Source organism: Pseudoalteromonas sp. 2CM28B, from assembly GCF_023161935.1.
The window spans coordinates 211,891-238,889 of record NZ_JALNTH010000002.1 but is presented as its reverse complement, the minus strand read 5'-3'; the positions used below and the strand labels follow the sequence as shown (position 1 = coordinate 238,889).

The following is a 26,999-nucleotide window of genomic DNA, read 5'->3' as shown; positions in this document are numbered from 1 at the left end:
ATCATTGGAGTGAAGATGAGCCATTTAGCGATTTCAGAGCTATTAAAAGGCAATGTTGCGGTAGACAGCCAAGTAACCATTAAAGGCTGGATCCGTACACGCCGCGATTCAAAAGCAGGAATATCATTTTTAGCCGTTCATGACGGTTCGTGTTTTGATCCTATTCAAGCGGTAGTTCCTAATTCACTGAATAATTATGATGAAGTTACAAGCTTAACAGCAGGCTGTTCTGTGTCGGTCACCGGTGTATTAGTGCAATCTGCAGGACAAGGTCAATCTTTCGAAATTCAAGCTAATTCAGTGACTGTGTTAGGTTGGGTTGAAAATCCAGATACTTACCCAATGTCGGCTAAGCGCCACAGCATTGAATATTTACGTGAGCACGCTCACCTTCGCCCGCGCACCAATATGATTGGCGCAGTAACGCGTGTACGTAACTGTTTAGCGCAAGCGATTCATCGTTTTTACCATGAGCAAGGCTTTTACTGGATCAGTACACCAATCATCACAGCCAGTGACTGTGAAGGTGCGGGTGAAATGTTCCGCGTATCAACCCTTGATATGCAAAACCTGCCAATGACAGATAAAGGCGAAATTGATTACAGCGAAGACTTTTTTGGTAAAGAAGCATTCCTAACGGTATCTGGCCAGCTAAACGGTGAAACATATGCATCAGCTATGTCTAAAATTTACACCTTTGGCCCTACGTTCCGTGCAGAGAATTCAAATACATCTCGCCATTTAGCTGAATTTTGGATGGTAGAGCCAGAAGTTGCGTTTGCTGATTTAGAAGATATCGCAAAATTGGCTGAAAACATGCTTAAGTACGTGTTTAAAGCGGTATTAGAAGAACGCCGTGACGACATGGAGTTTTTTGCTCAACGTATCGAAAAAACTGCGATTAGCCGTTTAGAAGAATTTGTTGAAAAAGACTTCGCACAAGTTGATTACACAGACGCTGTAGAAATTCTAAAAGCATGTGGCAAGAAATTTGAGTACGCTGTTGAATGGGGTGTAGATTTACAGTCTGAGCACGAGCGTTACCTAGCAGAAGAACACTTTAAAGCACCGGTTGTTATTAAAAACTACCCGCGAGATATTAAAGCATTTTACATGCGTCAAAACGAAGACGGTAAAACCGTTGCGGCTATGGACGTAGTGGCACCTGGTATTGGTGAGATCATTGGTGGTTCACAACGTGAAGAGCGTCTTGATGTATTAGATGCACGCCTTGACGAAATGGGCTTAAATAAAGAAGACTACAGCTGGTACCGCGACCTACGTAAATACGGTAGCGTGCCACACTCTGGCTTTGGTTTAGGGTTTGAGCGCTTAGTTGCTTATGTTACCGGTATGGGTAACGTACGTGATGTGATTGCATTCCCACGTACTAAAGGCAGCGCAACGTACTAAGCCACGCTTTGTAACGTTAAATAAAAAACCAACCTAAGGGTTGGTTTTTTATTGTCTTTATCTAAATCTTTATAAATATCTTGCGTTTATAAAGCATATTTGACATTAACTAAAAGCCCATAACATGTAATAAAGCAAAGGTGAACTATGCCAATTTAGCACTCATAACTAAAGCGAGTTGCTCATACATCCACCCCCCAAGTTTAGCTCGCCAATATTAACTAGTGAATAGCTCAGTACCCACACACCCGATAACACATAAAAAAACAAAGGATTCGAGCCATACACAATTAATGGATTAACAAGACGTTCGGGTTTTACTATGTCGCAAAGCCACAAAAAAAGGCCAGTACAATACAGGCAATCCCTGAGGTGTAAATAACAAAGGTACTGGTCAAAAGCGATTTATTAATTGGCATAATCAGCGAGCCTAATTGCCCTAGTGCAATACCGACAACCCCGATTAACAACAAACGCTTAATACTTGTCCATTGACTGCTAGAGCTGGTAAGTAGGCGGGTAACCTAAAAGCCAAATAAAACACTCACGATACTAGGTAAGGTGCTCAAAAGCCCTTCTGGATCAAACGCTAATCCTTTATTTCACCACAAATGCGGTTCACCTAACACCGCTATATAAACCGTTCTATCCAGGTTATTCTCTAGTGCATAGGCATTATTAGAACCAACACTTAAAAGCTGTAACCAATATGCAATTAAAATAACAACCAATAAGCTGATCACCCCTCGCCTATTGAGTAACAATACACAGATAGACGCTAAAATATAGGCAATGCCTATTCGCTGTAATACGCCCAGTATTCTCAAGTTTTCAATGCTCGTGGTAAAGGGGTAAATAGTTAACGCTAAGCCAATAGCAAAAATAATTGCTGCTCGTTTTATCAGCCGTAACACTTGGCTTGCATTAGCTGTGCTGTTGGTTTTTTTAATGAAAAAAGCCGCAGAATCAATAATGAAACGGCGGCTTTAAATCAGAATATTTAACTTTATATTATGCTGTGATTATTAAACTTTATAAAGCTTGTTCAAGCTCAGGTAATACATCAAATAAATCAGCAACTAAACCGTAATCAGCCACTTGGAATATTGGCGCATCTGGGTCTTTATTAATGGCCACAATAATTTTTGAATCTTTCATGCCAGCTAAATGCTGAATAGCACCACTTATACCTACGGCTATGTATAAATTAGGCGCAACAATTTTACCTGTTTGACCTACTTGCATATCGTTAGGGACAAAGCCTGCGTCAACCGCTGCACGTGAAGCGCCAATTGCAGCCCCCAGCTTATCGGCAATACCATTAAGAAGTGCAAAGTTTTCACCATTTTGCATACCTCGACCACCTGAAATAACCACATCAGCTGCAGTGAGCTCTGGGCGTTCAGATTCGGTTTGCTCAACACTAACAAAGCTACTTAACTGTGAATCAGAGACCGTATCTAAGGTTGTGACATTAGCTGGCGCTTGTTCGCCTTGTAAATCAAAGCTACTTGCACGCACGGTGATCACTTTTTTATTATCGAGTGATTTAACCGTTGCTATGGCATTTCCCGCATAGATTGGGCGTTTAAACGTGTCTGCGTCAATAACAGCAATAATTTCTGAAATTTGTGCAACATCTAATAATGCGGCAACACGCGGCATAAAGTTTTTACCTGTCGTTGTGGCACTTGCCACAATATGGCTGTACTCATCTGCAAGTGATAACACTAAATCTGTCATGCTTTCGGCAAGTTGATGCTCGTACACCGCGTTATCTGCAAGTAATACATTTGTAACACCCTCAATGCTCGCAAGTGACTCACTCATGGCACCTAAGTTTATGCCAGCTAACAATACATCGACATCAAAGCCTAATTTTTTAGCGGCGTTAATGGTTTTTGAGGTTTCTGGTTTTAAGGCACCGTTATCGTGCTCTGCAATTACAAGAGTTTTCATTTAAATCACCTTTGCCTCTGTTTTAAGTTTTTCCACAAGCTGTGCAACGTCTTCAACAATAATGCCGCCGCTGCGTTTTGCTGGTTCTTCTACACGAACGACTTCAATACGCGGTGTTAAATCGACACCTAACGAATCAGCCGCAATAACTTCTAGCGGTTTACGTTTGGCTTTCATGATATTAGGTAGCGACGCATAACGTGGCTCGTTTAAACGTAAATCTGTGGTTACAATCGCTGGTAAATTAAGTGCAACAGTTTGCAAACCGCCATCAACTTCGCGGGTTACATTCACTTTGCCATTTTCAATAACCACTTTTGAAGCAAATGTACCTTGGCCGCGATTAGTTAATGCAGCGAGCATTTGGCCCGTTTGATTATTATCAGAATCGATAGATTGCTTGCCTAAAATAACGAGCTCAGGAGATTCTTGCTCAACCACTTTCGCAAGTAACTTTGCAATATGAAGAGATTCTAGGTTTTGCTCGGTTTCAACATGAATCGCTTTATCAGCGCCAAGGGCAAGTGCTGTGCGTAATTGCTCTTGTGATGCTTTAGCGCCAATAGTCACAACAACCACTTCGCTTGCAGTACCCGCTTCTTTTAAACGAATCGCTTCTTCTACCGCAATTTCACAAAATGGGTTCATTGCCATTTTTACGTTTGTTAAATCAACACCGCTGTTATCAGGTTTAACGCGAGCTTTTACGTTGTAATCAATCACTCTTTTTATTGGTACGAGAACTTTCATAGGGACTCCATAATTATTTAAACCTATAAGCTAACGTATACGTCAACCTATTTATTTTATGAAATCAGACTACTTCCTGTTGACGTAAACGTCAACCTAAAATAACCTTAAACTATTCACAACCTGTAACGTTTAATTTGCATCACAAAATAACAGGTTGCTTAGCTTACTTTTTGCCTATAGGGCAAGAGTAAGTCCGTCATAGATAAAGAGGTTATTATGATTGAACGCGAAACCATGGAATTTGATGTTGTTGTTGTAGGGGCAGGCCCTGCTGGGCTCTCAACAGCAATTAAACTCGCGCAGCAAGCACAAGAAAAACAACAAGAGTGCATGATTTGTGTGGTTGAAAAAGGCTCTGAAGTGGGCGCGCATGTATTATCAGGTGCTGTTTTTGAAACCAAAGCATTGGATGAACTACTGCCAAACTGGCAAGAATTGGGCGCGCCTGTTACGACTAAAGTCCAAAGCGATGAAATTTATTGGTTTAATAACGAACAAAAGGCAACCTCTATACCTCATTTTGCAACCCCTAACACATTTCATAATAACGGTAACTACATTGTTTCTATGGGGAATGTATGTCGTTGGCTTGCTGAGCAAGCAGAAAACTTGGGCGTCGAAATATTTCCAGGCTTTAGTGCTCATTCACTTATTATTGAAGATGATGTTGTTAAAGGCATTATTACCGGTGATATGGGGCTGGATAAAAACGGCGACGAAAAAGACGGTTACATGCCGGGTATGGAGTTACGTGCTAAATACACGGTATTTGCTGAAGGCTGTCGCGGCCATTTAGGTAAGCAACTGATCAATCAGTTTGCTTTAGACGATGAAAGCTCGCCACAGCATTACGGTTTAGGCTTTAAAGAAATTTGGCAAGTAGATGAATCTAAACATCAGCTTGGTAAAGTAGTTCACGGAACCGGTTGGCCATTGAGTGGCGATACTGGCGGTGGTGCTTTTATGTATCATAGCGAAAACAACCAAGTGGTGGTTGGTTTAATTGTTGATTTAAATTATTCAAATCCACATTTAAGCCCATTTGATGAGTTTCAGCGTTTAAAACACCACCCGGTATTTAAAAAAACCCTTGAAGGGGGTGAGCGTATTGCTTATGGTGCGCGCGCCATTGCCAAAGGCGGTTTACACTCTTTGCCTAAAATGCATTTCCCGGGTGGCTTGTTAGTGGGCTGTGATGCAGGCACCCTAAATTTTGCAAAGATTAAAGGTAATCATACGGCTATGAAGTCAGGCATGATAGCCGCTGAGGTGATTTTTAATGCGCTACAAAACGATTTAGCTAACACGGATTTAACCCAGTACACCGCTGAGTTTAAAAAATCATGGGTGTATAAAGAGCTGTATCAATCTCGTAACTTTGGCCCCGCTATGCATACCTTAGGCAAATTTGCAGGCGGTGCGTATAACACCCTTGATCAAAACATATTTAAGGGTGCCCTACCGTTTAGTTTTAAAGATAACGTACCCGATCACGCCACTTTGAAAGACGCTGATCAAGCTCAAAAGATTGCCTATCCGAAGCCTGATGGCAAACTCAGCTTTGATAAGCTTTCTTCGGTATTTTTATCAAACACTAATCATGAAGAATCGCAGCCGTGTCATTTGAAACTCAAAGATGCATCAGTTCCGATTAAGGTAAATTTAGTTAAATTTGATGAACCTGCACAGCGATACTGCCCTGCCGGCGTTTATGAAGTACAAGAAGTCGAAGGCGAGCAAGCCTTTGTGATCAATGCGCAAAACTGTGTCCATTGTAAAACCTGTGATATTAAAGATCCGAGCCAAAATATCACCTGGGTCACTCCTGAAGGTGCCGGCGGTCCTAACTACCCCAATATGTAACAACCTTTCTAAAGAAATTATAAACTTATCCTAAATTGCAGGGGCTTCGGCCCCTTTTTTGCGCTATGCTGTTAAGTAATATGAATAAATGAGAGTATGTTATGGCGTCGTCGAGTGTAATTTTTCGTTTTTTAGCAGAGCCTACCGATGTAAATTTTGGTGGTAAGGTGCATGGTGGTGTGGTCATGAAGTGGATTGACCAAGCAGGCTATGCCTGTGCTGCAGGTTGGAGCGGTCATTACTGCGTAACCGTATCGGTTGCGGGCGTTAAGTTTAGCCGTCCTATTTTGGTTGGCCAGATTGTTGAAGTGGAAGCCAAAATTGCACACACAGGTAAAACCAGTATGCAAATTTTCATACAAGTACGCTGTGGCGACCCTAAAACCCAAAACTTAGTTGAAACTAATCATTGTGTAATAAGTTTTGTTGCTATGGATGAGACCGGTTACCCTGTTGCCGTTCCTGAATTCACATCTGTTACTGACGAAGATAAAAAGCTAGAAAATTATGCCATTAAAATGAAACAAATAGCGATAGAAACAGAAAACTTACTTTATCAAGTCTAATTCGGTACCTTTTGCAGGTATGTATAAACTACAGCAAGCTGTAAATTCTACAATTTTTATTTTTTTACAAATTAACAGTACGCTTAACAGCTGGATGTTTTGCGTACTTAAACCACCAAAAAAGTTCAATAAATACACTTTAAGAGCAAATATTAACAAAAAAATTATTGGCATGTTCACTGCAATAAGTAAATCGACGTTTGATGAATCTATCGAACATTAGATATTATTTTTTAAAGGAGCTATACAATGATTAAAACACTTTCTCTTTCTGCACTTGCTTTAGCAACACTGGGTTTTAATTCAGCAGCACAGGCAGATGTTACCGACATGGACTCTCCACGTATTTATACGGGTATTGGTTACGGCCAATATTCATTTCAGTTTGAAGATAGCGAAAACGACACCGATTTCGATGACGACGCGCAAATGTTAAAAGGTTATATCGGTACTCAATTTAATGAACATATAAGCCTTGAACTTGCCTATCAAAATTTTGATGAAGTGAGTGACATAGACAGTAAAGCAGAAATTGATGGGGTATCACTAGCAGCGCGTTTTGCAGCGCCAATCACTGAAAATTTTTCTATCTATGCAAAAGGCGGTTGGTTCGAATGGGATGCTGATTTAACTCAAGAACTACCAGTAGGCAGCGTTAGCGTATCACAAGACGGTGGTGACGTATTTTATGGTGCAGGTATTGAATATGCTTTCACAACCAATATGCAAGTGCGTTTAGAGTATGAGCGTTACGAATTAGATGATGATATCGACCCAGAAATGGACGTTGCGTCAGTATCTTTCCAATATATGTTTTAATAACAACTCAATAGTTGCAATGTAAGGGTAAGGCTAGGTTTAGCCTTGCCCTTTGTTATTCCACATTTAAACGAATCAGTCTAAACTCTCTTTATGCTGATTATATTAAGCTAATGCCACCAATGGTAATTACAGGTAGAATACCTCCCTATTTTATTTGTTAGCGAGCATTATGAGCGATTATCAGATTTCGGCTATTGGTCATATTCAATCACCGTATAAACAAAAGTTTGCCATTCCTAGACAACCTCGATTAGTGCCAGAAGCAAAAGCTAAACTTATTTTTGCTCCAGATTTTAATCGTGAAGAATTTGTTCGTGGTTTAGATGAATTTAGCCATATTTGGCTATTATTTCGTTTTCATGAAACCGCAGATAAAGGCTATTCAGCAATGGTGCGTCCGCCGCGCCTTGGTGGCAATGAGCGTAAAGGCGTTTTTGCCACACGCGCTACATTCAGACCTAACGCTATAGGGATGAGTGCTGTTAAGTTAGAGGGAATTGAATACAAAAAAGGGCAGTTAGCGTTATTGCTCGCCGGTATTGATTTACTTGATGGTACACCTATTGTTGATATTAAGCCTTATTTGCCCTATTCAGACGCTTTACCTGATGCCAGTGCAGGCTTTGCCGACACGCGCCCAGAAACTCACATGAGTGTTGAATTTAGTGAGCAAGCTTTGGAATTTATAAATAAACAAAGCCACTATCCTGAGCTACAAGCGTTTATCAGCAATGTGCTAAAACAAGATCCTCGCCCAGCGTATAAAAAGCAAAAACAAGGCATGCAAAGTTATGGTATGAATTTGTATGAATACAACATTACCTGGCAAGTGACTGACTCTCATCATCTGGTTACTCATATAGAGCCCAGTTAAACTAACTTTAAAACCCTGCTATGGCTATAAAATGCGATAAAAAATCACTTAGCGCTTTAGTGTCAATGCATCCGCTGGTAAACTGAGCGCCTTAATTAAAAGAACATATTACTCTATTTCGGAAAAAACATGCGTACTAGTCAATATATACTCGCTACACTTAAAGAAACGCCATCAGATGCGGAAATTGTATCGCATCAATTAATGCTTAGAGCCGGAATGATCCGTCGCGTCGCTTCGGGTTTATACACTTGGCTACCCTCTGGTTTACGTGTGCTTAGAAAAGTAGAAAACATTGTACGCGAAGAAATGGATAAAGCAGGCGCAATTGAAATGCTAATGCCAGTAATTCAACCGGCTGACTTATGGGAAGAATCGGGCCGCTGGAGTGAGTTTGGTCCAGAGCTTATGCGCTTTACCGATCGTCACAATCGTGAATTTGCTATGGGTCCTACCCATGAAGAAGTGATCACCGATTTTGTCCGCAAAGAAATTAACAGCTACAAGCAACTGCCTATTACTTTATACCAAGTACAAACTAAAGTACGTGACGAACGTCGTCCGCGCTTTGGTGTTATGCGTGCTCGTGAATTTACTATGAAAGATGCCTACTCATTCCATTTAACCGATGAATGTTTAGATGCAACTTATCAAGTTATGCACAAAGCCTACTGTAATATTTTTGAACGTTTAGGCCTTGATTTCCGCCCTGTAATTGCTGATACCGGCTCTATAGGCGGTAGTGTATCGCATGAGTTTCACGTACTTGCTGAATCTGGCGAAGACGCTATTGCCTTTAGTGATGCTAGTGACTACGCCGCTAATATTGAAAAAGCAGAAGCGCTAGCGCCAACTGAATCGCGCCCTGAAGCAAGCAAAGAGCTAAAAGCATTCCCAACACCTGATGCTAAAACAATTAATGAGCTGAAAAAACACTATGGTGTGAAACCACATCGCGGTGTTAAAACACTGATTGTTTATGGCGCCCCTGATGAAGACGGAAAACGTGGCTTAGTTGCACTAGTATTGCGTGGCGATCACGAACTTAATGAACTTAAAGCTGAAAAACATCCACTGGTTTCTTCACCACTAGAGATGGCAACCGAGGCAGATATTGTCGCTGCCATTGGCGCAAAACCGGGTTCTTTAGGCCCTGTTGGCTTAAACATGCCAATTATTGTTGATAGAGCGGCGAATGTAATGGCTGATTTTGTAGCTGGTGCCAACAAAGACGATGAGCACTTTAGTGGTATTAACTGGGACCGCGACGTAACAGACTACGAAGTTGCTGATATCCGTAATATTATTGAGGGCGATCCTAGCCCGTGTGGCCAAGGCACGTTGCAAATTAAGCGCGGTATTGAAGTTGGTCATATTTTCCAACTAGGTACTAAGTACTCAGAAGCAATGAAAGCAGGTGTATTAAGCGAATCGGGTAAAAACCAAACAATGACTATGGGTTGTTATGGTATTGGTGTATCGCGTGTTGTTGCCGCTGCCATTGAGCAAAATAACGACCAATACGGTATTACCTGGCCTAAAGCCATCGCCCCTTTCGATTTAGCAATTGTGCCAATGAATATGCATAAATCGCATCGTATCCCTGATATTGCTAATAATCTATATCAAGGTTTGAAAGATGCAGGTTTAGATGTGCTATTTGATGACCGTAAAGAGCGCCCTGGTGTTATGTTTAACGACATGGAATTACTCGGTGTACCTTACACGCTTGTAATTGGTGAGCGTAACCTTGATGAAAACAAGGTAGAACTTAAAAACCGCCGCACTGGTGAAAAACTAATGATAGATATTGATAGCGCGATTGAAACAATCAAAAATCAATTTAATGCATAAGCTTAAAGTTAATTAAAAAACCGCTGTATGATTTTTTCATACAGCGGTTTTTTATGGCCGTGAATATGATGATTTAAGTTCAAAATGTGCGTCACTGATACTACTATCAATAACCAATTTAAAGCAGATGAAAATAGATTAAAACTACGTATCGTCCTTCTCTATTATGCCTTTTGCAATAGCCATGTCTTTAAGCTCATTTAAAAGCTCCCATATTTCTAGTGTTACATATTTACTAATTAACCTGAGCTGCACATAAGAAATGGAACTAAATGCCCTTGCGGTGATCAGATCTTTCGACTAAGAAACATAAGATTACCGAGGCAAGGGCATGAATAACTTAGATGCAATTTACCTAGATGTCGATGATTTTTGTTTATTGTTTGAACCTCAATGGCTTAAACACCTAATAGAGTCAGGTGAAAAGCAACGCATTAAGCCATCTCGACTATCTTCTAGCGAAGTGATGACTATATTAATTGCCTTTCATCAATCAGGTTATCGCGATTTTAAAACTTACTACACCAAATTTTTTTGTCAGTATTGGCGACATTATTTTCCTGATTTAGTCAGTTATACACGTATGTTGAAGTTACTTCAGGCCACGTTACCTGCTCTGTGTAGCTATCTGAAGCAACGCTTTGATAAATCAACAGGCATTGCATTTATCGATTCCACTCCACTCAAGGTGTGTCACAAAATGTGGAAATAGCCGAGCAAGACGCCTCCTTGTTGAAGGCGCGTACACTTATCGCTATGCAGCAAATATATCGACAGATATGCAAAAGCGACAAGAAGGTTTACCAAAGGACATTATTGATATTGCGTGCAAAGCACAACTTAGGCTCTGCAAGCGCTATAAAAAATGATAGCCAAAGGGAAGCACTACAACCTGGTTGTCACCGCAATTGTCCGAGAAATGATTGCGTACATATGGGCCATTGCTAAAGAAGTGGTGCTTACGCCAGTGAATACAAAACTTAGATTGGCAAGAGTACCCGCATGATAAACGAATTAGAGTTAATGCAATTGCCAGCTATAATTATTTCTTGCTACTAAATATAAGAAGAAAGTGCGCTCATTTTCTTGAATATGTGAGCAAAACAACTAGGCTGTATATTTATACAGCCCTCAACATTGGTGATGATATGAAAACGCGTTCCCCATTTTTAATTTATGTCGCTTATTATATGTTGGTACGTCAGTATTCATTACGTACCGTGGACACCTACCTGAGGTGGATTGTATCTTATATTCATTTTTATGATAAGCGCCATGACGCCAGAGGAAGTTAAGCGACTTATGACTCATTAAAATGCGCTATAAGTTGGGGGATGCAATTAAAGCATATTCACAAAAGGGGCTAACGTATGTTAACCCCAATTTGTGTATATTTTATTTAGAGTGCGTTGTTTAGTAACAACAAACCATAGGCTGCGAGTTGCTCGTCATTGAGGTCGTGTTGCCAGCTAGGCGTTAACCCCTCTCGTTTTATGCTACTGATGCTTTGCGGGTTAGCGGTTAAGTTAAGTATAAACATACTTTTACTGCCGTTTAACTCGCGGGTTATTTCGACAAGGCCGTTGTTGTGTTGCGTTAATTCATAACTACCTTTAATACCCAGTTCTGGGCGCTGTTTTTTCAAGGTGATTAAGTGCTGGTATATACGCCACAGTGAATCAGATTGTGCTTGTTGCGTTTTTACATTGCGATCAGCAGCATTAATTTGCTGTGCTAAAAATTCTGGCCACCACTGGGTGTAGTTATCACCAAACAGTTCAGCCTGCTCAACCCAACTTGTTTGAGCTTGAGTAAAGCCAGCTTGATTGCTGTTATCCCATTGCATTGGCGCACGTTTATACACATCGTGACCTGTGCCACCTTGTGTTAGGCCAATTTCTTCACCGTAATAAATATACGGAGTACCCGGAGAGCTTAATAACATGGCGGCGGCAAGTTTTGCCTTATCGTCGTGCTCTGCAAGTTGATAAGCCACTCGTTCTTGGTCGTGATTAGTTAAAAACGGTGCAAAAAAATCAAGTGGCGCAGTTGAATCTATTCGCTGTTGTAAATTTTGTTTAAGCACATTGGCATCAACTGTATTCACTTGTTGGTTAGATTGCATGGTGCCAAATTGCGCTTCACCACTGACATCGGGTTTTAATAAGCCCAGTATTTTATAGCCCACTTCAAAATCAAAGCCTTGATCGAGGCCCTTACCTTCGCCAAAGTATTTTGCTGCAACGGGAATGTCAGCCCAAGCTTCACCCACTAAATACGCCTCTGGATCAACGCTTTTTACATATTGGTTAAAGTGCTGCCAATATGCAATGGTTTCGTCGGTATCAGCTTGCGCATCTGCGCCACCTTCCATGGCAAAACGTACTGCGTCTAATCTAAACCCTGCAACGCCTTTATCGAGCCAAAACTTAGCCATTTTTTCCATTTCGGCAACAACATCTGGGTGGCGTAAATTCAAGTCAGGTTGGCTTGCTCCAAACGCACCATAGTAATACTGCTGGCGAGTTTCATTCCAATGCCATACAGCATCGGGTTGGTCGTTATTACTCCATGCGTGGCCCCAGCCGCTTCCAGCTTTTGGCATATCGTCGCGCCAAATAAAGTAATCTGTATAAGGGGCTTGTTGTTTTGCTGAACGCTGAAACCATTCATGGTTACTTGATATATGGTTTATAACTAAATCAAGTATGACTTTCATGCCTTTGTCGTCAGCAGCTTTTATAAAGGCTTCAAACTCGGCCATGCTGCCGTAGTCGTTTTCTACTTGGTAAAATTCAGTAAAATCATAACCATGATACGACGGCGCTTCAAACATCGGGGTTAACCACAATGCGTTAACGCCAAGCTCTTGTAGATACGGGAGCTTTTGGGTCATACCGTTAAAATCGCCATGGCCATCAGCATCGCTGTCGTAAAAACTGCGCGGCCAAATTTGGTAAAAAATGGCGCTTTCCCACCACGGGCTTGCTTGTTGTTTAGTATTTAATTGCGATGTTTCGGTATTATTCGTCTTGGTATTTAATGATGGTGCGTTCTGGCAGCCTGTTAGCATGATTGCTAATGCTAATGCGCTCAAGGTAAATGTTTTCATTTCAGCCTCGTTAATTGGTTTGCAGTTATTTTAGTGCTTTAGTAACAACTGGATAATGATCCCATACTTGCTTGTCACTTAATGAGCGCACTAGTTTCACGTATTCCGCATGCGTCCACGCCAGTGGTGTGGCCGAGTTTGTACCCTCGCCTAACGTGTATCCTGCTTTATTTACGCCTACGCCATCCCATACTTGTTCTGGTAGCATCATACCTTCGTTAGCAAATTGCTCTAGCCCTTTTACATAGCTATTTTTAATAGCCTGCTGTTTTGTTGCATCTAAACTGTTATTGGCATTTGCAGCGGCAATTTCGTAATGACCACGTTCACCGGTAAAAAATGGCCAAACTCGCCCACGTTGCCCTGGGCTGTTTTTCCCACCTTCGGCGTAATTAGCGCCCGTTACTTCATCTTCACCGTACCCGTCGTTACCATAACGGCGGTAGCCTGCAAATGTGCCGCTGCCATCAGTAAACTCAAAGCTGTATTTAACTTGTAGGTTATCTGTTAGGGTTTCGTCATCATATTCTGGGAGGGTTTTTACTATGCTAGGCGCTAGTGCATCACGTACACCATAGCGAACGAGCTCTAAAAATCCACCATCAAGTATTTGCTTTTTATTAAACCCGTCACGGCCATTATTAGCGTTAATTTTGGTATTTGAGTTAGCATCTTTGTCTTGGCCAATACGTATAAAATACTCGCCGTCTGATGCGTTTGATTCTAAATTACCTGCGGTGGTAAACATCATGCTTTCTATATCGGCGTTGTAACTTTTTGCTGTTGCAAGATAGCGTTTAGCATTCACCTCATCACCTGCCATTTTTGCAATATCAGCGGCGGTAATTAAACCAGCAACAACAGCGGCGGTGGTTGATGGCGAATACCCTTCTTGCTCCTCCCAGCGTTCTTGCTGAGTGGCTGGCGGCGTTATTTGTGTGTCGTTCCACAGAATGTTTGCACGGCCACCCTCAACTAAAAAGTCTGCCGCAGGCTTTAACATACGGCTATACCAATCGCTCAGCTCTGCATCTGTTAAAACATCAGCTTGATGGAGTTTCCATGCAAGCATAATAGGCATAGCAGTTTGGTCTAGCTGTACGCCTACCCATTCAAGTTCGCCATCTACGTGTGTTTTTTGTAAAAACCAACCTGTGTCGCCGTTGTTGCCCGGGGTTTTGCTGTTTACTTGTACTTTTTCAAGGTATTCAAATGCGGTTTTAGCTGTTGCAGTATCGCCCATGGCCATAAACGCCATGGCAACTTGATAAAAGTCGCGCACCCATACCGCTTTGTAACCAGTAGAGCCGGTTTTAGCTGATACGGTTTCGCCCCATGGGTTAGATAATGAGGCAATAAGTGCGCCTGCATGAGTTTTGTCTTCTTGCGCTTTAAGTACCATGGCACTGGTGTAAAGTAATTTGCCGTTATCAGCGGTTTGTTCGCTCATGTTATTTAGCGGTGCAAGGCTTTGCAGGTAGTCTTGCCAACCAAGCGCTTCGCCTTTACCGTTGTAATTATCAAGCACCGCTTGGTAACCTTTGGCTAACGTAGCTTGGCCTTGTTTAAAGCTGGTTTGTTCGCTATTACCAAAGCTTAGGGTTAAATCGAACTGGCTGTTTTCACCAATTTCACCCAGCTCTGCAAGTAAGCTAACATTACCTGATTGTTCACCGGTAGTTTTATAAACCTGAGTAAGCTGCTGAGTTGTTTTAAGCTGGCTTAAACCATCGCTTACACCTGTAAAACCAACACTTGTTTGTTTAAATGGCTGAGCACCTTGTAATGAAAGGTAGCTGTTGTCTTGCCATGCCAGCAGCCCTTGTTCTGTAGTTTTAGCAAAATCATTAAGGCCGTTATTATCAACATACGGGTTAACGCTTACGTAGGCCTTAACACCTTCAAGCTGGGTATTAAAAATACTGCGTACAAATAAGCTTTGCCCATCAGGATCGGTAAATATGTGTTTTTCGAGGCTAAAGCGGCCTTGTTTATCTTTGCTTACTACTTTGTAAGCTAATGATAACGGACGGCCTTTATCGTCTTTGTATAAGTAATCAATGGTAACGTCTAAATCGTCAGCTTCGGTGACTGTAAAATCTTTTCCGACTACAACAAATTGCATGTCTTTAATTTGCGCTTTATGAATAAGCCCGAACATGGTTTCGGTGATCATCCCTTTGGCAATCGAAAACCATACTTTTGATACTTTACCTGTAGGGGCCTCATCACTGTAATGGCCATTTTGATATTGCTCAAAAGATGTGCCAATACCGGTTTTACCTGCATAAGCCCAAAATGGCTCTGCCCCAGGGGCACCCGGCGCCGATATTTGCATTATAGAGCTGTTTGAAGGCTCTTGCTGCGCGCCACAAGCTGTTAAACCAAGCATTAATAAACTGGTGGTAATTGTATTTAATTTTTTCATTCTAAAGCCTTAATTAATTTCAGTTTACTCGTTACTTTATTGAGTGTGCTTAACACGCAATACCGCAACCGCTGCAAGTACAAACGACACGGCGCCCAGTACTAATGCGTAAATAGGTTGGTTTTCAAAAAAGTGCCGTAATATTAATCCCAGTACGCTGGCGGCTAATAATTGTGGGATCACAATGAAAAAGTTGAAAATGCCCATGTAAACGCCCATTTTATGACTCGGTACCGAAGTACTTAACATTGCATAAGGTAATGACAAAATAGACGCCCAAGCAAAACCTACGCCTATCATTGGCCAAATAAGTAAACTTGGATCTTTTATAAACATAAAGCTTGCTAGGCCCAACGCACCTAAAATAAGGTTAAGTGCATGTGCTACTTTTAAGCCGACGCGCTTAACGATGATCGGGATACATAAAGCAGCAATCGCGGCAAAGCCGTTGTAGGCTGCAAATAAAATACCCACCCAGTCTGCACCATTGTTATACGCCACTGAACTTGTATCGCTGCTACCATAATGAAAACTGGTTACCGCTGAGGTGCTGTAAATCCACATAGCAAATAACGCAAACCAACTAAAAAATTGTACCCATGCCAATTGCTTCATCGCCTCAGGCATAGTAAATACATCATTCACTACATTATAAAAACCGCCGCTAGTGTGCTGTTTAGCTTTTAATGCCGCTGCAATAAATTGAATAACACCAAAACTAACTAACCCAGCAGCCAGCAAGTAAAGTTCTTTTTCCAGATCCAGCCCTAATACAGTGGCTAAAACAAGCAAACCTAAGCCGCTAAAAATAACGCCGCCTTTGGTGAAATTAACGCTATTAGTAAGATTGGTTTGTGTTGTTTGTGATTCTTGTTGATTAAATTGTGCAAGCTGCTCGGGTGAGTACTCTTTTGTAGTGAAAATAGTCCAGCCGACTGCAATAAATAAAATAACACCACCAAAGTAAAACGAATACTTTACAGAGTCAGGAATTTGACCAATCGGTGCGGTATTAGCAATATCAAACCAGTTGGTCATCATCCAAGGGAGTGCTGATGCAACCACCGCTCCCACACCAATAAAAAAGCTTTGCATGGCATAGCCTGTGGCGCGCTGCTTGTTTGGCAAGTTGTCACCTACTAAAGCACGAAACGGTTCCATGGTAACGTTAATTGAGGCATCCATAATCCACAGCATACCCGCAGCAATCCAAAGCGTGGGGGAATTTGGCATAATAAAAAGCGATAACGTGGTTAATATAGCGCCGTATAAAAAGAAAGGACGACGGCGGCCTAATTTGCCCCACGTTTTATCACTCCAATAACCAATAATTGGTTGCACAATTAAGCCTGTGAGCGGCGCTGCAACCCATAAAATCGGAATATCGTCGACATTAGCGCCAAGTGTTTGAAATATACGGCTTACGTTACCGTTTTGCAGTGCAAAGCCAAATTGAATGCCTAAAAAGCCAAAGCACATGTTCCATATTTGCCAAAAGCTTAAGGTTGGTTTGTTGTTATAATTCATGATCAGCCTTATTTGTTAAAACGGCACTACTGAGTGCATCAAGGGTCAGCGTAAAGGTTGTACTTTGTTTCTCATTGCTTACCAAAATACCGTTATGCGACTCTAGCAGGTCGTATAGCGTGGAGTTTGGTTTGAGCATGGTTGCTTGATTTGGCGTGAGAGTAATAGTGACTGTTTGCGCTTGCTGGCTAAAGTTACTTAGCACCCATAATGATTGCTGGCCTAAGGAGCGGACAAAACCTACCACTCTATCACTGTCTTTTACCAACAAGGGTGCCATATCACCGGCAACAACAGCAGGTAAACCATTAAGTGCCATAATTGAAATGTAATATTGACGTAACTGTGCTTGCTCAGGGGTTAAATTAGCGCCATCAAACTTGCCATTATTCATCCATGCTTGGTGCGCTGGTACGCCAATATAATCAAAAATACTGGTGCGTGTAGGCAAACCAAAGCCTGCGTTTTCTGACCCATCTTCACCGACATCTTGACCAAAATAAAGCAAGGTTGGCGAGCGACTAATTAAATTAGAAACCACCATAGCCGGTTTACCCCATGCAGCGTCGCCGGCAAAGTCAGGACTTGCGATACGTTGTTCGTCATGGTTTTCTAAAAAGTGCAGCATGTGCTGCTCAATGTCTGCCACTTCAGCTTGCGCTTTAAATAGCGTGTTAGCGGGTTGTTTACCTTGCATAACCCCTTTTAGGGTGTCGTAAAAGCCGACCTTATCATACAAATAGTCCATTTTACCCTGGTGAATATAGGTGCGGTACATCAACGGGTTATATACTTCGGCGAGTAAAAAAGCATCGGGTTTATGTATTTTTATTGATGAATTTAAAAAGCTCCAAAATTCAACGGGTACCATTTCAGCCATATCATAGCGAAAGCCATCAACCCCTTTATCTAACCAATAAAGGGCAATATTTCTAAATTTATACCAACTATTTGGCAGTTCTTTATCTTGCCAAAAGGCATAATGTGCACGGTAATCTTGGTTTTCAAGCGACTTAGGTAAAGTTGGAAACTCTAAACTGCCATCGGGTTTAACACCGTAGTTAACTTTTACCGTTTCGTACCAGTCGTTTATATCTGGATGTGGTGAGCGCGCTCCATTGCCAGTCCATTTTGCTGGCGTTTCACTAAATTGGCCATCGGCTAAAGGGTGTTTGTTGCCACCTAACACTTGGTAACTGTCGTTTGTTGGTACTTTAAATGATTCACCCGGTACATAGTAAAAATTATTATTTTTAGCATATGCCTTGCTGGTATCATCGTCTTCACCAAAGTCTTTCACGCCATTAGGCTTTGCGATTGAGTGATAATCTCGAGCCACATGATTAGGAACAATATCAATAATTACTTTCATGTCATGATCATGAGTACGCTCAATTAGCGCGCTGAACTCTTCAAGTCTATTGGTAACATTAATAGCTAAATCTGGATTTACATCGTAATAATCTTTTATTGCGTAAGGCGAGCCTGCACGCCCTTTTACCACATCAGGATCGTCTTGTTTTATTCCATATTCAGTGTAATCACCCACCAAGGCATGATGCAAAACGCCGGTATACCAAACATGCGTGGTACCTAGCTCTTTAATGCCTTTTAAAGCCGCGTCGTTAAAATCAGCAAACTTACCAATTCCATTTTGTTCTTTGGTTCCCCATGGCACATTAGCGGTTTGAGTATTACCAAATAAACGAGTAAATACTTGATATACCACTGGCTTAACTGGGTCTGTTTGCTTAACTAACAAGTCTGTTTTTGTTTGTTTGTCATCACTGCAACCGTGCACCAGCAATGCGCTGCATATAAGCAATGGCGTATAAAATCTTTTTTTCATTGTGTGTGTCATTTTTATTTCAGTGTTGTTATAGGTTCATACTAAAGCTAAATAAGGCTTGGTTACAGTTGCTGCATACGTATTCACAGCCATATTCAGTGACAATTAACCCGCAACTAAAGCACCACGTTACGCCACTTAGTTTACTTTTAACTTAGCTAAAAACTCTCTATGAGTGGGCAGCTTATCTACCGTTGAATTTATTAGGGTTTTTAACGTTGCGAATAAATCTGTTAGCTGTTTACTGCTTAATGAGTCAACAATACTGTTATAGTCATCAGGTATTAGGCCTTGACCTATCATGACTTGTTGCCAAGCTACTTCTGCAAATAACTCATCGTTTTCGCGCACAACTTTGCCTGTTTGTTTAAATAAATCCATCTTATGCACTAACGATTGCGGAATTTCCATTTGCTTACATTGACGCCAAAATGGGGTGTCTTCTCGCTCAGTTAACTTATAGTGCAAAATAATGAAGTCACGAATATGCTCGATTTCACTGATGCTTTGCTTATTAAATTCAGTTACTAACGCATCACTAATGCCATTATGAGGAAACAACTTAATTAAACGTGTGACCGCACTTTGTATTAAGTGAATACTAGTAGACTCTAAGGGTTCTAAAAATCCACTAGAGAGCCCTACTGCGACTACATTTTTATGCCACTGCTTTAAACGTCGACCTGTTTTAAATTTAATTAATCGCGGGCTTGTTGTTGGCTCACCCGGTAAGTTATTTAATAAAAGCGCGGTTGCTGACTCATCCGATAAATAACGGCTGCAATACACTAAGCCATTACCTGTTCGGTTTTGTAGCGGAATTTGCCACTGCCAACCTGCGTTATGGGCTATGGAGCGCGTATAGGGCTTTAATTCGTTACTGCCTGTTGATTGCACTGCAACGGCACTATCGCAAGGTAAATAATGCGACCAATCAACAAACCCCGTATTGAGAGTTTGCTCAATTAAAAGTGCGCGCTGACCAGTACAATCTATAAATAAATCCCCTTGGATTTGGCTATTATCGTCAAGTATTAAGTTGGTGATATTACCTGTATCTTGGCATTGCTCAACGTGTTCTATTTTTGCATCAATGTGTTTAACGCCATGTGATAATGCAAGATTTTTTAAATATTCCGCATACAAAGTGGCGTCAAAGTGAAAAGCATAACTAAGCCCAGGTAATTGAGTATTAGGAATAGCATTTAGTGGCGTAAATTTGTTTTTTTTAGCAGCTTGATAGTTAAGAGAAAAATCCCATAAAGAGTCCTCGCTGCCATTAATGTGCCCTTTCACCCAAAAATTGTAAAAGTCACATAAAGGAAAATCTTTACCAAACGAGCCAAATGCATGCATGTAGCTATGCCCAGATGTTTTCCAATTTTCAAACTCTATACCCAGTTTGATAGACGCATTAGTGGCATTGATAAAATCTTGCTCGTTTATACCCAGTGCGTTATTAAGTTGAATAATAGGCGGAATTGTTGCTTCACCAACGCCTATAGTACCAATGCTACTTGATTCAATAAGGGTAATATTAATTACTTTACCTAATACTTTATTAAGTAGTGCTGCGGTTATCCAACCGGCTGTTCCACCGCCTGCAATGACGACGTGTTTTATTGGTTTCATATTATTGCTCACGTTCATAAAGGTTGATAAAACTTAGGTAAAGTAGCTATAAAAAAGCCCTTGTAAAACTAATTACAAGGGCTAATATCTTAACTAAATTTCAGTTAAAGCTTGTAGCTAAATCCAAGAATAAAGTTACGCCCATAATCTTGGTAATCACGCACTTGTAAGGCATTATCACCACTTAGTGTTGTAAATGGTTCTTCAGTGATATTTTGTACTTGGAATGTCACATTTAAGCCATCTAAGCTCTCAACACCTGCTTCGCCAAAATCGTAACCAACTTGTACGTCCCAAATTGTTTCACCTAAGATATTCACTTGCTGTGTTTCATAACCTGCGTTGTAAATATCACCTTTAAAGTCGCTACGTTTACGCATACTAGTACGCGCTTGGAAGCCATAGTTTTCATAATAAAACGTTAAGCTTTGAATTTTATCCGACAAACCAGGTAATTCGTATTCATTACCGTTTTGATCTTCAATATCTTGTTCAATCCCAGTATGGCTGGCAATTAAACCAAAACCTTCAAGTGAATCACTAAAGACGTTAAACGGTAGAGCAAGAGACAATTCATAACCCCAAAGGTCTCCACCACCGCCATTCACTTTACCTGACGCAGTACCGGTACTATTTTCTGGTATTTCTCCCGTTGAAGGATCAGCAACCCCTGACATATCAACTTCGTATACGCCATCAAATATCCATTGACTCAAGTCTTTATAAAATACAGCCGCTGAGAAGTAGCCTTCTGCACTAAAGTAGTTTTCATAAGTCAAATCAAAACCCGTTGCTTCTTTTGGTTCAAGTGTAGGGTTACCACCCGATACTGACCAATAGTTGCCATTTTCATCAGGACGCTCTGAATTATAGCTCGCATTAACAGAAGCATTCATTTCATCTAGGCGGGCTCGTGAGATAGTTTTAGCGGCACCAAAACGCACGGTTTGATCTTCATCTAGCGCCAAAGATAAATTAAGACTAGGTAAAACATGGCTATAATCGTGTGACACATTGTTAGGAACAGCTTCAACTAGACCAGTCACGTCATTCGGCACAGCCGCAAAACCTTGCGAAGATTGCTCAGTTCTAACATAGCGAACACCAACGTTACCAGAAAGCGGCAAGTTACCTACTTCTGCATTAATATCTGCTTGTACAAAAAACGCCGTAACTTTTTCTTGAACTGTGTACGATTGCGTAGTGTGTTTTATATCCGTTAAGCTTTCTTGAATTGAGTTATAATATCCATCGTCAACTAGTGCACGGGTATCATAGGCAATCATATCCCCCATACCGATAAAGTCTAAGCTAGCTGTTCCAAGGCGATATTGCTCTGGAACGACAAGCGTACCAGGATTATCTAATGAGAAATCGCTTAATGTTAAGTAATACCCTTCAGACTTTTTACTCTTCTCGCGGTCGCGGTATGACATACCAAGACTTACTTTGCTTAAGTAATCGTTTTCTAATAGCTTGCTTGCTGCTAGTTTTAAAGTATGTAGTTCATCATTGACTTCAGGTGCATTAATAAAGCCATCTTGTGCAGTGTTTTGATAAGCCGTATCATTTAAGCCGTACTTATTATTTAGCGCTGAGCTGGTTCCCCATGACAAAGGGCTACCTAGCTGAATTAAAGCATAATCACTATAATCTAACTCGTGGCTAAATTTGGCGCCGGTATTGCCGCCATTAAGTGAATAGCCAATGTTGTCAGCAACACCATTCGCTTCACCGCGGCCTGTGCCAGAATAACTTTGTAAGCTCCAGTCCTTACGCTCAACTTCAGATAAGCTCGCATCAAACTCTACCGACCACGAATCGTCAATGTCATATTTAGTATTAAAACCAAATTGCGTTAATTCAGCATCACGTTCTTCAACATCATTACGAACTACAACGCGTTGACCTTGCGTTGTTGCACTGGTAATAAACCCAGATTCTTCATCTATAGTTAGGCTATTTTGATCTATATTGCCTTGCCCACCCCAACCAGGAAAAAATGGAATTTCAATACCACGTAGGATTTTTTCATCGTTAAAATCTACATACAACGCATCAAATGTCATGTTTAAACGGTCGTTTGGTGCAGCTTCAACTACAAGCATTGCTGAATCACGTTCAAGTGTTGACGAACGTACGAAAGGTTTAGCGCCGCCTAAGATTGAATAACTCTGTCCATCAACGTCGAATTCAGGGTATCCCCAAGAGTTCCAGCGTTTTTCTTGGTTTGGTGAGCTCATAGTATTGTAAGCAAATGCAACACCTATAGTGTCATCTGCAAACTGATCAATGTATGAAACCGTGCCACGAAAGCCTTTGTCATCACCATCTGGGTTTAGCTTATCAAAACCTGACTGCTCTAACTGACCATTAAACATGATCACGCGCTCGCCTTTACTTAAAGGTTTTACCGTTTGCATATCAATTACACCGGCAATACCTTCTGCTTCAATGCTAGCACTCGGCGTTTTATATACAGTAACACCACTCATAATTTCTGACGGGTAAAGGTCAAACTCAACACCACGGTTGTCACCAATAGATACCTGCTCACGGCCATTGAAGGTGGTTGCACTTTCGTTTTCACTAAAACCACGAACACTTACACGACTAGCACGACCATCAAGACGTTGTGCTGTTAAACCTGGTAAACGCGCGATTGATTCAGCAATAGATGTATCTGGAAGTTTACCAATGTCTTCTGCAGAAATTGACTCAACAACCTGTGTTGAAAAACGCTTAGTATTAATTGATTCAACAACACTACCGCGAAAACCTTTTACTTCAATAATTTCTACATCATCATTTTTTATTGTTTCTTCTTGTGCCGCAGTGGTGGCAAAGCTTGATAGTCCGGCAGCAGTTAATGCTAGCGTTAATATACTTGGTTTGAACATAGCCATAATGTTTTCCCGTTACCCATAATGTGATACCCGCTTACCTGCTATTAAGTTTGCGAGCTTATTTTGTTGTCAGGATGAATTCTAACGCTCGTATTATTTTATTAACAACTTTATGCATACGTATTCAAAGTTGCATTACACACATTAAATTAACATTAAGTTTACACACCACTTTATAAGTTACTGTTTTATTATGATTTATTTTAGTGCAATTAGCATTTGTAGCTTTAATGATAGTCATTACTTATTTTTTGATAAAATAAGTGCGTCATTAAACATAAATAAAATGACACGAGGCTATTTTATTTTCTAATTTATTATTATCGAGGACATTTATTTAAGTACAATTGGTAAGACCAATTTTAATAATCACCAAATTAGTGCATCCCCTTATTTTTAAGTACCTAAATAACGCAAACAATAAATTAACAAACCAAATTGGTAAAGAGATATTCAATAAACCGACGTTAAAATCGATGAAATAAGTGATTGATTTAACCTCTTTTAATGGCCTTAAAACGGTGCATACGTATGCAGACTTTTTACAGTATGACCGGCTTCAAGTATGCTTTTTCAAATAAACGAGGATTAACACCTCTAAAAAAGAACAACACAAAGACAGTGTGAAAACGGAGAAAGGCATGACCCAAAAGCAATGGTATAAAGGTGCGGTTATTTATCAAGTTTATCCGCGTAGCTTTCAAGATAGCAACAACGATGGCATTGGTGACTTAAAAGGGATAATAAATCGCATTGATTACATTAAAAGCTTAGGGGTGGATGCTATCTGGATCTCACCTTTCTTTAAATCACCTATGAAAGATTTTGGTTATGATATTAGCGATTATCGCGATATCGACCCGCTTTTTGGTAACTTAGATGATTTTGATGAACTCATTGCGCAATCACATCAACGCGATATTAAAATTATTATAGACCAAGTACTTAGCCACACCTCAGATCAACACCAATGGTTTATTGATAGCCGTGAAGATTTAACCAACGATAAAGCTGATTGGTATGTATGGGCCGATGCTAAAGAAGACGGAACAGCACCAAACAACTGGTTGTCTATTTTTGGTGGCGGTGCATGGCAATGGGAGCCGCGTCGTGGACAATACTACTTACATAACTTTTTCACGGAACAGCCTGATCTTAACTTTCATAACCCTGATGTTCGCCAAGCTGTACTAGACAATGTTGAGTTTTGGCTTAAAAAAGGCGTTGATGGTTTTAGGTTAGATGCAATTAACTTTTGTTACCATGACGCACAGCTTCGTGATAATCCTGCAAAACCAAAAGAAAAGCGTCAGGGCCGTGGTTTTAGTGAAGACAATCCGTATGCTTTTCAGTATCACTACTACAACAACACACAGCCAGAAAACATTGAGTTTATGCGTGATATTCGCACCTTACTCAATAAATACCCAGGAACCGTGTCACTGGGTGAAATTTCATCTGAAGATTCACTAGCCACCATGGCAGAATACACCCAAGGTGGCGATAAACTGCACATGGGCTATAGCTTTGAGCTATTAACGGATGATTACTCGAGCGAGTATATAAGAAATACCGTTACTACACTTGAACATCGTATGACTGAAGGCTGGCCTTGCTGGGCATTTAGTAACCATGACGTAGAGCGCGTTGCAAGCCGTTGGAGCGAAACGGGTGAAGTAAACCCTGCGCAATGTAAGATGTTAACAGCCCTATTGGCCTCGTTACGCGGCAGCGTATGTATGTATCAAGGTGAAGAGCTCGGACTCGGTGAAGCAAGCGTTGCGTTTGAAGATTTACAAGACCCATACGGCATTACATTTTGGCCAAACTTTAAAGGTCGTGATGGCTGTCGTACCCCAATGCCTTGGGAAAACCTTGATAACTCACAACCAAATGCCCACAACGCAGGATTTAGTGAGGTAAAACCGTGGTTACCTGTTGATCAACAACATAGGCTGCAAGCAGTTACTGAGCAAGAGAATGATTCAAACTCAATATTAAATGCGTATCGTGAATTTATGGCATGGCGTAAAAACCAGCCGGTATTACTTGAAGGTGATATTGAGTTTTTACAAACCGAAGAACCTATTTTAGCGTTTTACCGTACTCTAAACGATGAAAAAATGTTGTGTGTATTCAATTTGAGTGCTTCACAAGCAAAACTTACTATTAATGCAAGTGTTGAAAATGAACATAACGACCTTTCTCATCACAACGCAAAACTTGATAATGAAACACTGACAGTTGAACCATTTGGTTGTTATTACGCCCACTGTAGTTAATATTTACATTATTATAAAAAACCCGAGCACTGCTCGGGTTTTTTTAGCATTTTTTAATGGCTAATTGTTTTACTATTTAAGTAATCAGTAAATGCAAACAGTACACCCGATACCACAAAGGTAACGTGTATCAGCACTTTCCAGAGTAATTCATCATTTGAATGAGATGCAGAGCTTATAAACACCTTTAGTAGCTCAACGGCTGAAATAGCGACTATCGCACTAATCAGTTTCATTTTTAAACCAGAAAACCCTACTTTTCCCATCCATACGGGACGGTCCTCATGATTGTCGATATTAAGCTTAGAGACAAAGTTTTCGTAGCCACTAAATATAATAATTAATAAAAGTCCAGCTAACAAAGCGGTATCAACCAAAGTTAGTATACCCACCAACAACTCTTGATTACTGGCAGTAAACGTTGCGATCCCCATCAAATACAGCTGTTTAAAAAATTTTATTAGTAATAAAACCACAGCAAATAGTAAACCGACAAAAAATGGGGCTAATAACCAGCGTCCTTTGAATATAAACGACTCAAGAGCATGCTCTACTTTATGAACAGGTTGTATTTTTTTATTTATATTATTTGTGTGTGGCTCTGACATAAGAACACCTAAAAGTTAAAACGCGACATTAGCCTAAATTTAGCTGTAACACAATTAGTTAAGGTTAAACACTTTTACGCGATACGCTCATCTTAACGATAAAAATATTTCGTTTCCCTTTATTTTATATTCGATTAAAAATAAATATACCAACAGATATGTTCTGGCTTGGTTACACTTGTTTTATGTAGGCATTGTATGCATGCATAACTCGATTGTTACTCCATTTTTAGGAATAAGAAAATGAATAAAGCATTACTCGCGTTAATCGTTGCACCATTTTTCGTTTTATCTGCTGCTAATGCAGTGGCAAACGATGCTACAGACGCTTCAGCTGAGACGATTCAAGAATTCACAGAAATGTGTGTTAGTTGGGCTAAAGAAGATGACGTAAGCAATGAAGAGCTTTATAACTATGTTTTAAAGTGTGTGAATGATGAACTAACATCTGAAGGCTATAACAAAGTCACTGCTGTTAAAATTTAATGAATAATTGAGTGAATTGAACCTAAATTGGTTACATTTTTTAATCCTGTAAAGTAAAAAAACAG

The 26,999-nt window shown here is 40.6% G+C and carries 19 protein-coding genes and 1 pseudogene; 10 read left to right on the top strand and 10 right to left on the bottom strand.

What is annotated here, in order from left to right:
* Positions 1-15 precede the first annotated feature (15 nt).
* The gene (gene asnS, locus MTN96_RS03545; protein WP_013464983.1) at positions 16-1,413 is read left to right on the top strand and encodes an asparagine--tRNA ligase; all 1,398 of its coding nucleotides are present in this window, start codon (positions 16-18) and stop codon (positions 1,411-1,413) included.
* A 602-nt stretch (positions 1,414-2,015) separates the two neighbouring features.
* On the opposite strand, the gene MTN96_RS03540 is transcribed toward asnS, so the two are convergent.
* From MTN96_RS03540 to MTN96_RS03530, 3 genes are all read right to left on the bottom strand, one after another.
* Entirely contained in the window at positions 2,016-2,327 is a 312-nt protein-coding gene (locus tag MTN96_RS03540) for a hypothetical protein (RefSeq protein WP_248530762.1), read from the bottom strand.
* A 118-nt stretch (positions 2,328-2,445) separates the two neighbouring features.
* A complete protein-coding gene (locus tag MTN96_RS03535; RefSeq protein WP_069439396.1) occupies positions 2,446-3,372 on the bottom strand; it encodes an electron transfer flavoprotein subunit alpha/FixB family protein in 927 nt (308 codons plus the stop codon).
* The gene (locus tag MTN96_RS03530) at positions 3,373-4,122 is read right to left on the bottom strand and encodes an electron transfer flavoprotein subunit beta/FixA family protein (protein WP_013464986.1); all 750 of its coding nucleotides are present in this window, start codon (positions 4,120-4,122) and stop codon (positions 3,373-3,375) included.
* 219 nt (positions 4,123-4,341) lie between these two features.
* Between MTN96_RS03530 and MTN96_RS03525 the strand changes: the two genes are divergently transcribed.
* The 7 genes and pseudogenes from MTN96_RS03525 to MTN96_RS03495 form a co-directional block, all read left to right on the top strand.
* Positions 4,342-5,988: an electron transfer flavoprotein-ubiquinone oxidoreductase gene (locus MTN96_RS03525; RefSeq protein WP_248530761.1), complete on the top strand. Its 1,647-nt coding sequence runs from the start codon at positions 4,342-4,344 to the stop codon at positions 5,986-5,988.
* Positions 5,989-6,089: 101 nt separating this feature from the next.
* The gene (locus tag MTN96_RS03520; RefSeq protein ID WP_024602547.1) at positions 6,090-6,554 is read left to right on the top strand and encodes an acyl-CoA thioesterase; all 465 of its coding nucleotides are present in this window, start codon (positions 6,090-6,092) and stop codon (positions 6,552-6,554) included.
* Between the two features lie 249 nt (positions 6,555-6,803).
* Positions 6,804-7,373: an outer membrane beta-barrel protein gene (locus MTN96_RS03515; RefSeq protein WP_069439394.1), complete on the top strand. Its 570-nt coding sequence runs from the start codon at positions 6,804-6,806 to the stop codon at positions 7,371-7,373.
* 172 nt (positions 7,374-7,545) lie between these two features.
* The gene (tsaA, locus tag MTN96_RS03510) at positions 7,546-8,250 is read left to right on the top strand and encodes a tRNA (N6-threonylcarbamoyladenosine(37)-N6)-methyltransferase TrmO (RefSeq protein WP_138627650.1); all 705 of its coding nucleotides are present in this window, start codon (positions 7,546-7,548) and stop codon (positions 8,248-8,250) included.
* A 129-nt stretch (positions 8,251-8,379) separates the two neighbouring features.
* Entirely contained in the window at positions 8,380-10,104 is a 1,725-nt protein-coding gene (locus MTN96_RS03505) for a proline--tRNA ligase (RefSeq protein ID WP_248530760.1), read from the top strand.
* 331 nt (positions 10,105-10,435) lie between these two features.
* Positions 10,436-10,816 carry a hypothetical protein gene (locus MTN96_RS03500; RefSeq protein WP_248530759.1) on the top strand — a complete coding sequence of 127 codons (381 nt, stop codon included), beginning with the start codon at positions 10,436-10,438 and terminating at the stop codon, positions 10,814-10,816.
* Positions 10,797-11,110: pseudogene (locus tag MTN96_RS03495) on the top strand (IS110 family transposase); the annotation flags it as partial. The gene MTN96_RS03500 and the pseudogene MTN96_RS03495, both read left to right, overlap by 20 nt.
* A gap of 393 nt (positions 11,111-11,503) precedes the next feature.
* Here MTN96_RS03495 and MTN96_RS03490 read toward each other — a convergent pair.
* The 6 genes from MTN96_RS03490 to MTN96_RS03465 form a co-directional block, all read right to left on the bottom strand.
* Positions 11,504-13,216 carry an alpha-amylase family glycosyl hydrolase gene (locus tag MTN96_RS03490; protein ID WP_248530758.1) on the bottom strand — a complete coding sequence of 571 codons (1,713 nt, stop codon included), beginning with the start codon at positions 13,214-13,216 and terminating at the stop codon, positions 11,504-11,506.
* 25 nt (positions 13,217-13,241) lie between these two features.
* Complete coding sequence (locus MTN96_RS03485) at positions 13,242-15,644, bottom strand: glycoside hydrolase family 15 protein (RefSeq protein ID WP_248530757.1); 2,403 nt, start codon at positions 15,642-15,644, stop codon at positions 13,242-13,244.
* Between the two features lie 36 nt (positions 15,645-15,680).
* The gene (locus MTN96_RS03480) at positions 15,681-17,171 is read right to left on the bottom strand and encodes an MFS transporter (RefSeq protein WP_248530756.1); all 1,491 of its coding nucleotides are present in this window, start codon (positions 17,169-17,171) and stop codon (positions 15,681-15,683) included.
* Positions 17,161-19,020, bottom strand: coding sequence for an alpha-amylase family protein (locus tag MTN96_RS03475; RefSeq protein ID WP_248530755.1), 1,860 nt, complete (start codon positions 19,018-19,020; stop codon positions 17,161-17,163). The genes MTN96_RS03480 and MTN96_RS03475 overlap by 11 nt, the downstream gene beginning before the upstream one ends.
* A gap of 138 nt (positions 19,021-19,158) precedes the next feature.
* Positions 19,159-20,652 (bottom strand): tryptophan halogenase family protein, encoded by a 1,494-nt coding sequence (locus MTN96_RS03470; RefSeq protein WP_248530754.1) that lies wholly within the window; start codon positions 20,650-20,652, stop codon positions 19,159-19,161.
* A gap of 104 nt (positions 20,653-20,756) precedes the next feature.
* Positions 20,757-23,558 carry a TonB-dependent receptor gene (locus MTN96_RS03465; protein ID WP_248530753.1) on the bottom strand — a complete coding sequence of 934 codons (2,802 nt, stop codon included), beginning with the start codon at positions 23,556-23,558 and terminating at the stop codon, positions 20,757-20,759.
* A gap of 641 nt (positions 23,559-24,199) precedes the next feature.
* Between MTN96_RS03465 and MTN96_RS03460 the strand changes: the two genes are divergently transcribed.
* Positions 24,200-25,840: an alpha-glucosidase family protein gene (locus tag MTN96_RS03460; protein ID WP_248530752.1), complete on the top strand. Its 1,641-nt coding sequence runs from the start codon at positions 24,200-24,202 to the stop codon at positions 25,838-25,840.
* 53 nt (positions 25,841-25,893) lie between these two features.
* Here MTN96_RS03460 and MTN96_RS03455 read toward each other — a convergent pair whose 3' ends face one another.
* A complete protein-coding gene (locus tag MTN96_RS03455; protein ID WP_248530751.1) occupies positions 25,894-26,448 on the bottom strand; it encodes a TIGR00645 family protein in 555 nt (184 codons plus the stop codon).
* A 243-nt stretch (positions 26,449-26,691) separates the two neighbouring features.
* Between MTN96_RS03455 and MTN96_RS03450 the strand changes: the two genes are divergently transcribed.
* Complete coding sequence (locus tag MTN96_RS03450; protein ID WP_016899532.1) at positions 26,692-26,934, top strand: hypothetical protein; 243 nt, start codon at positions 26,692-26,694, stop codon at positions 26,932-26,934.
* Positions 26,935-26,999 lie beyond the last annotated feature (65 nt).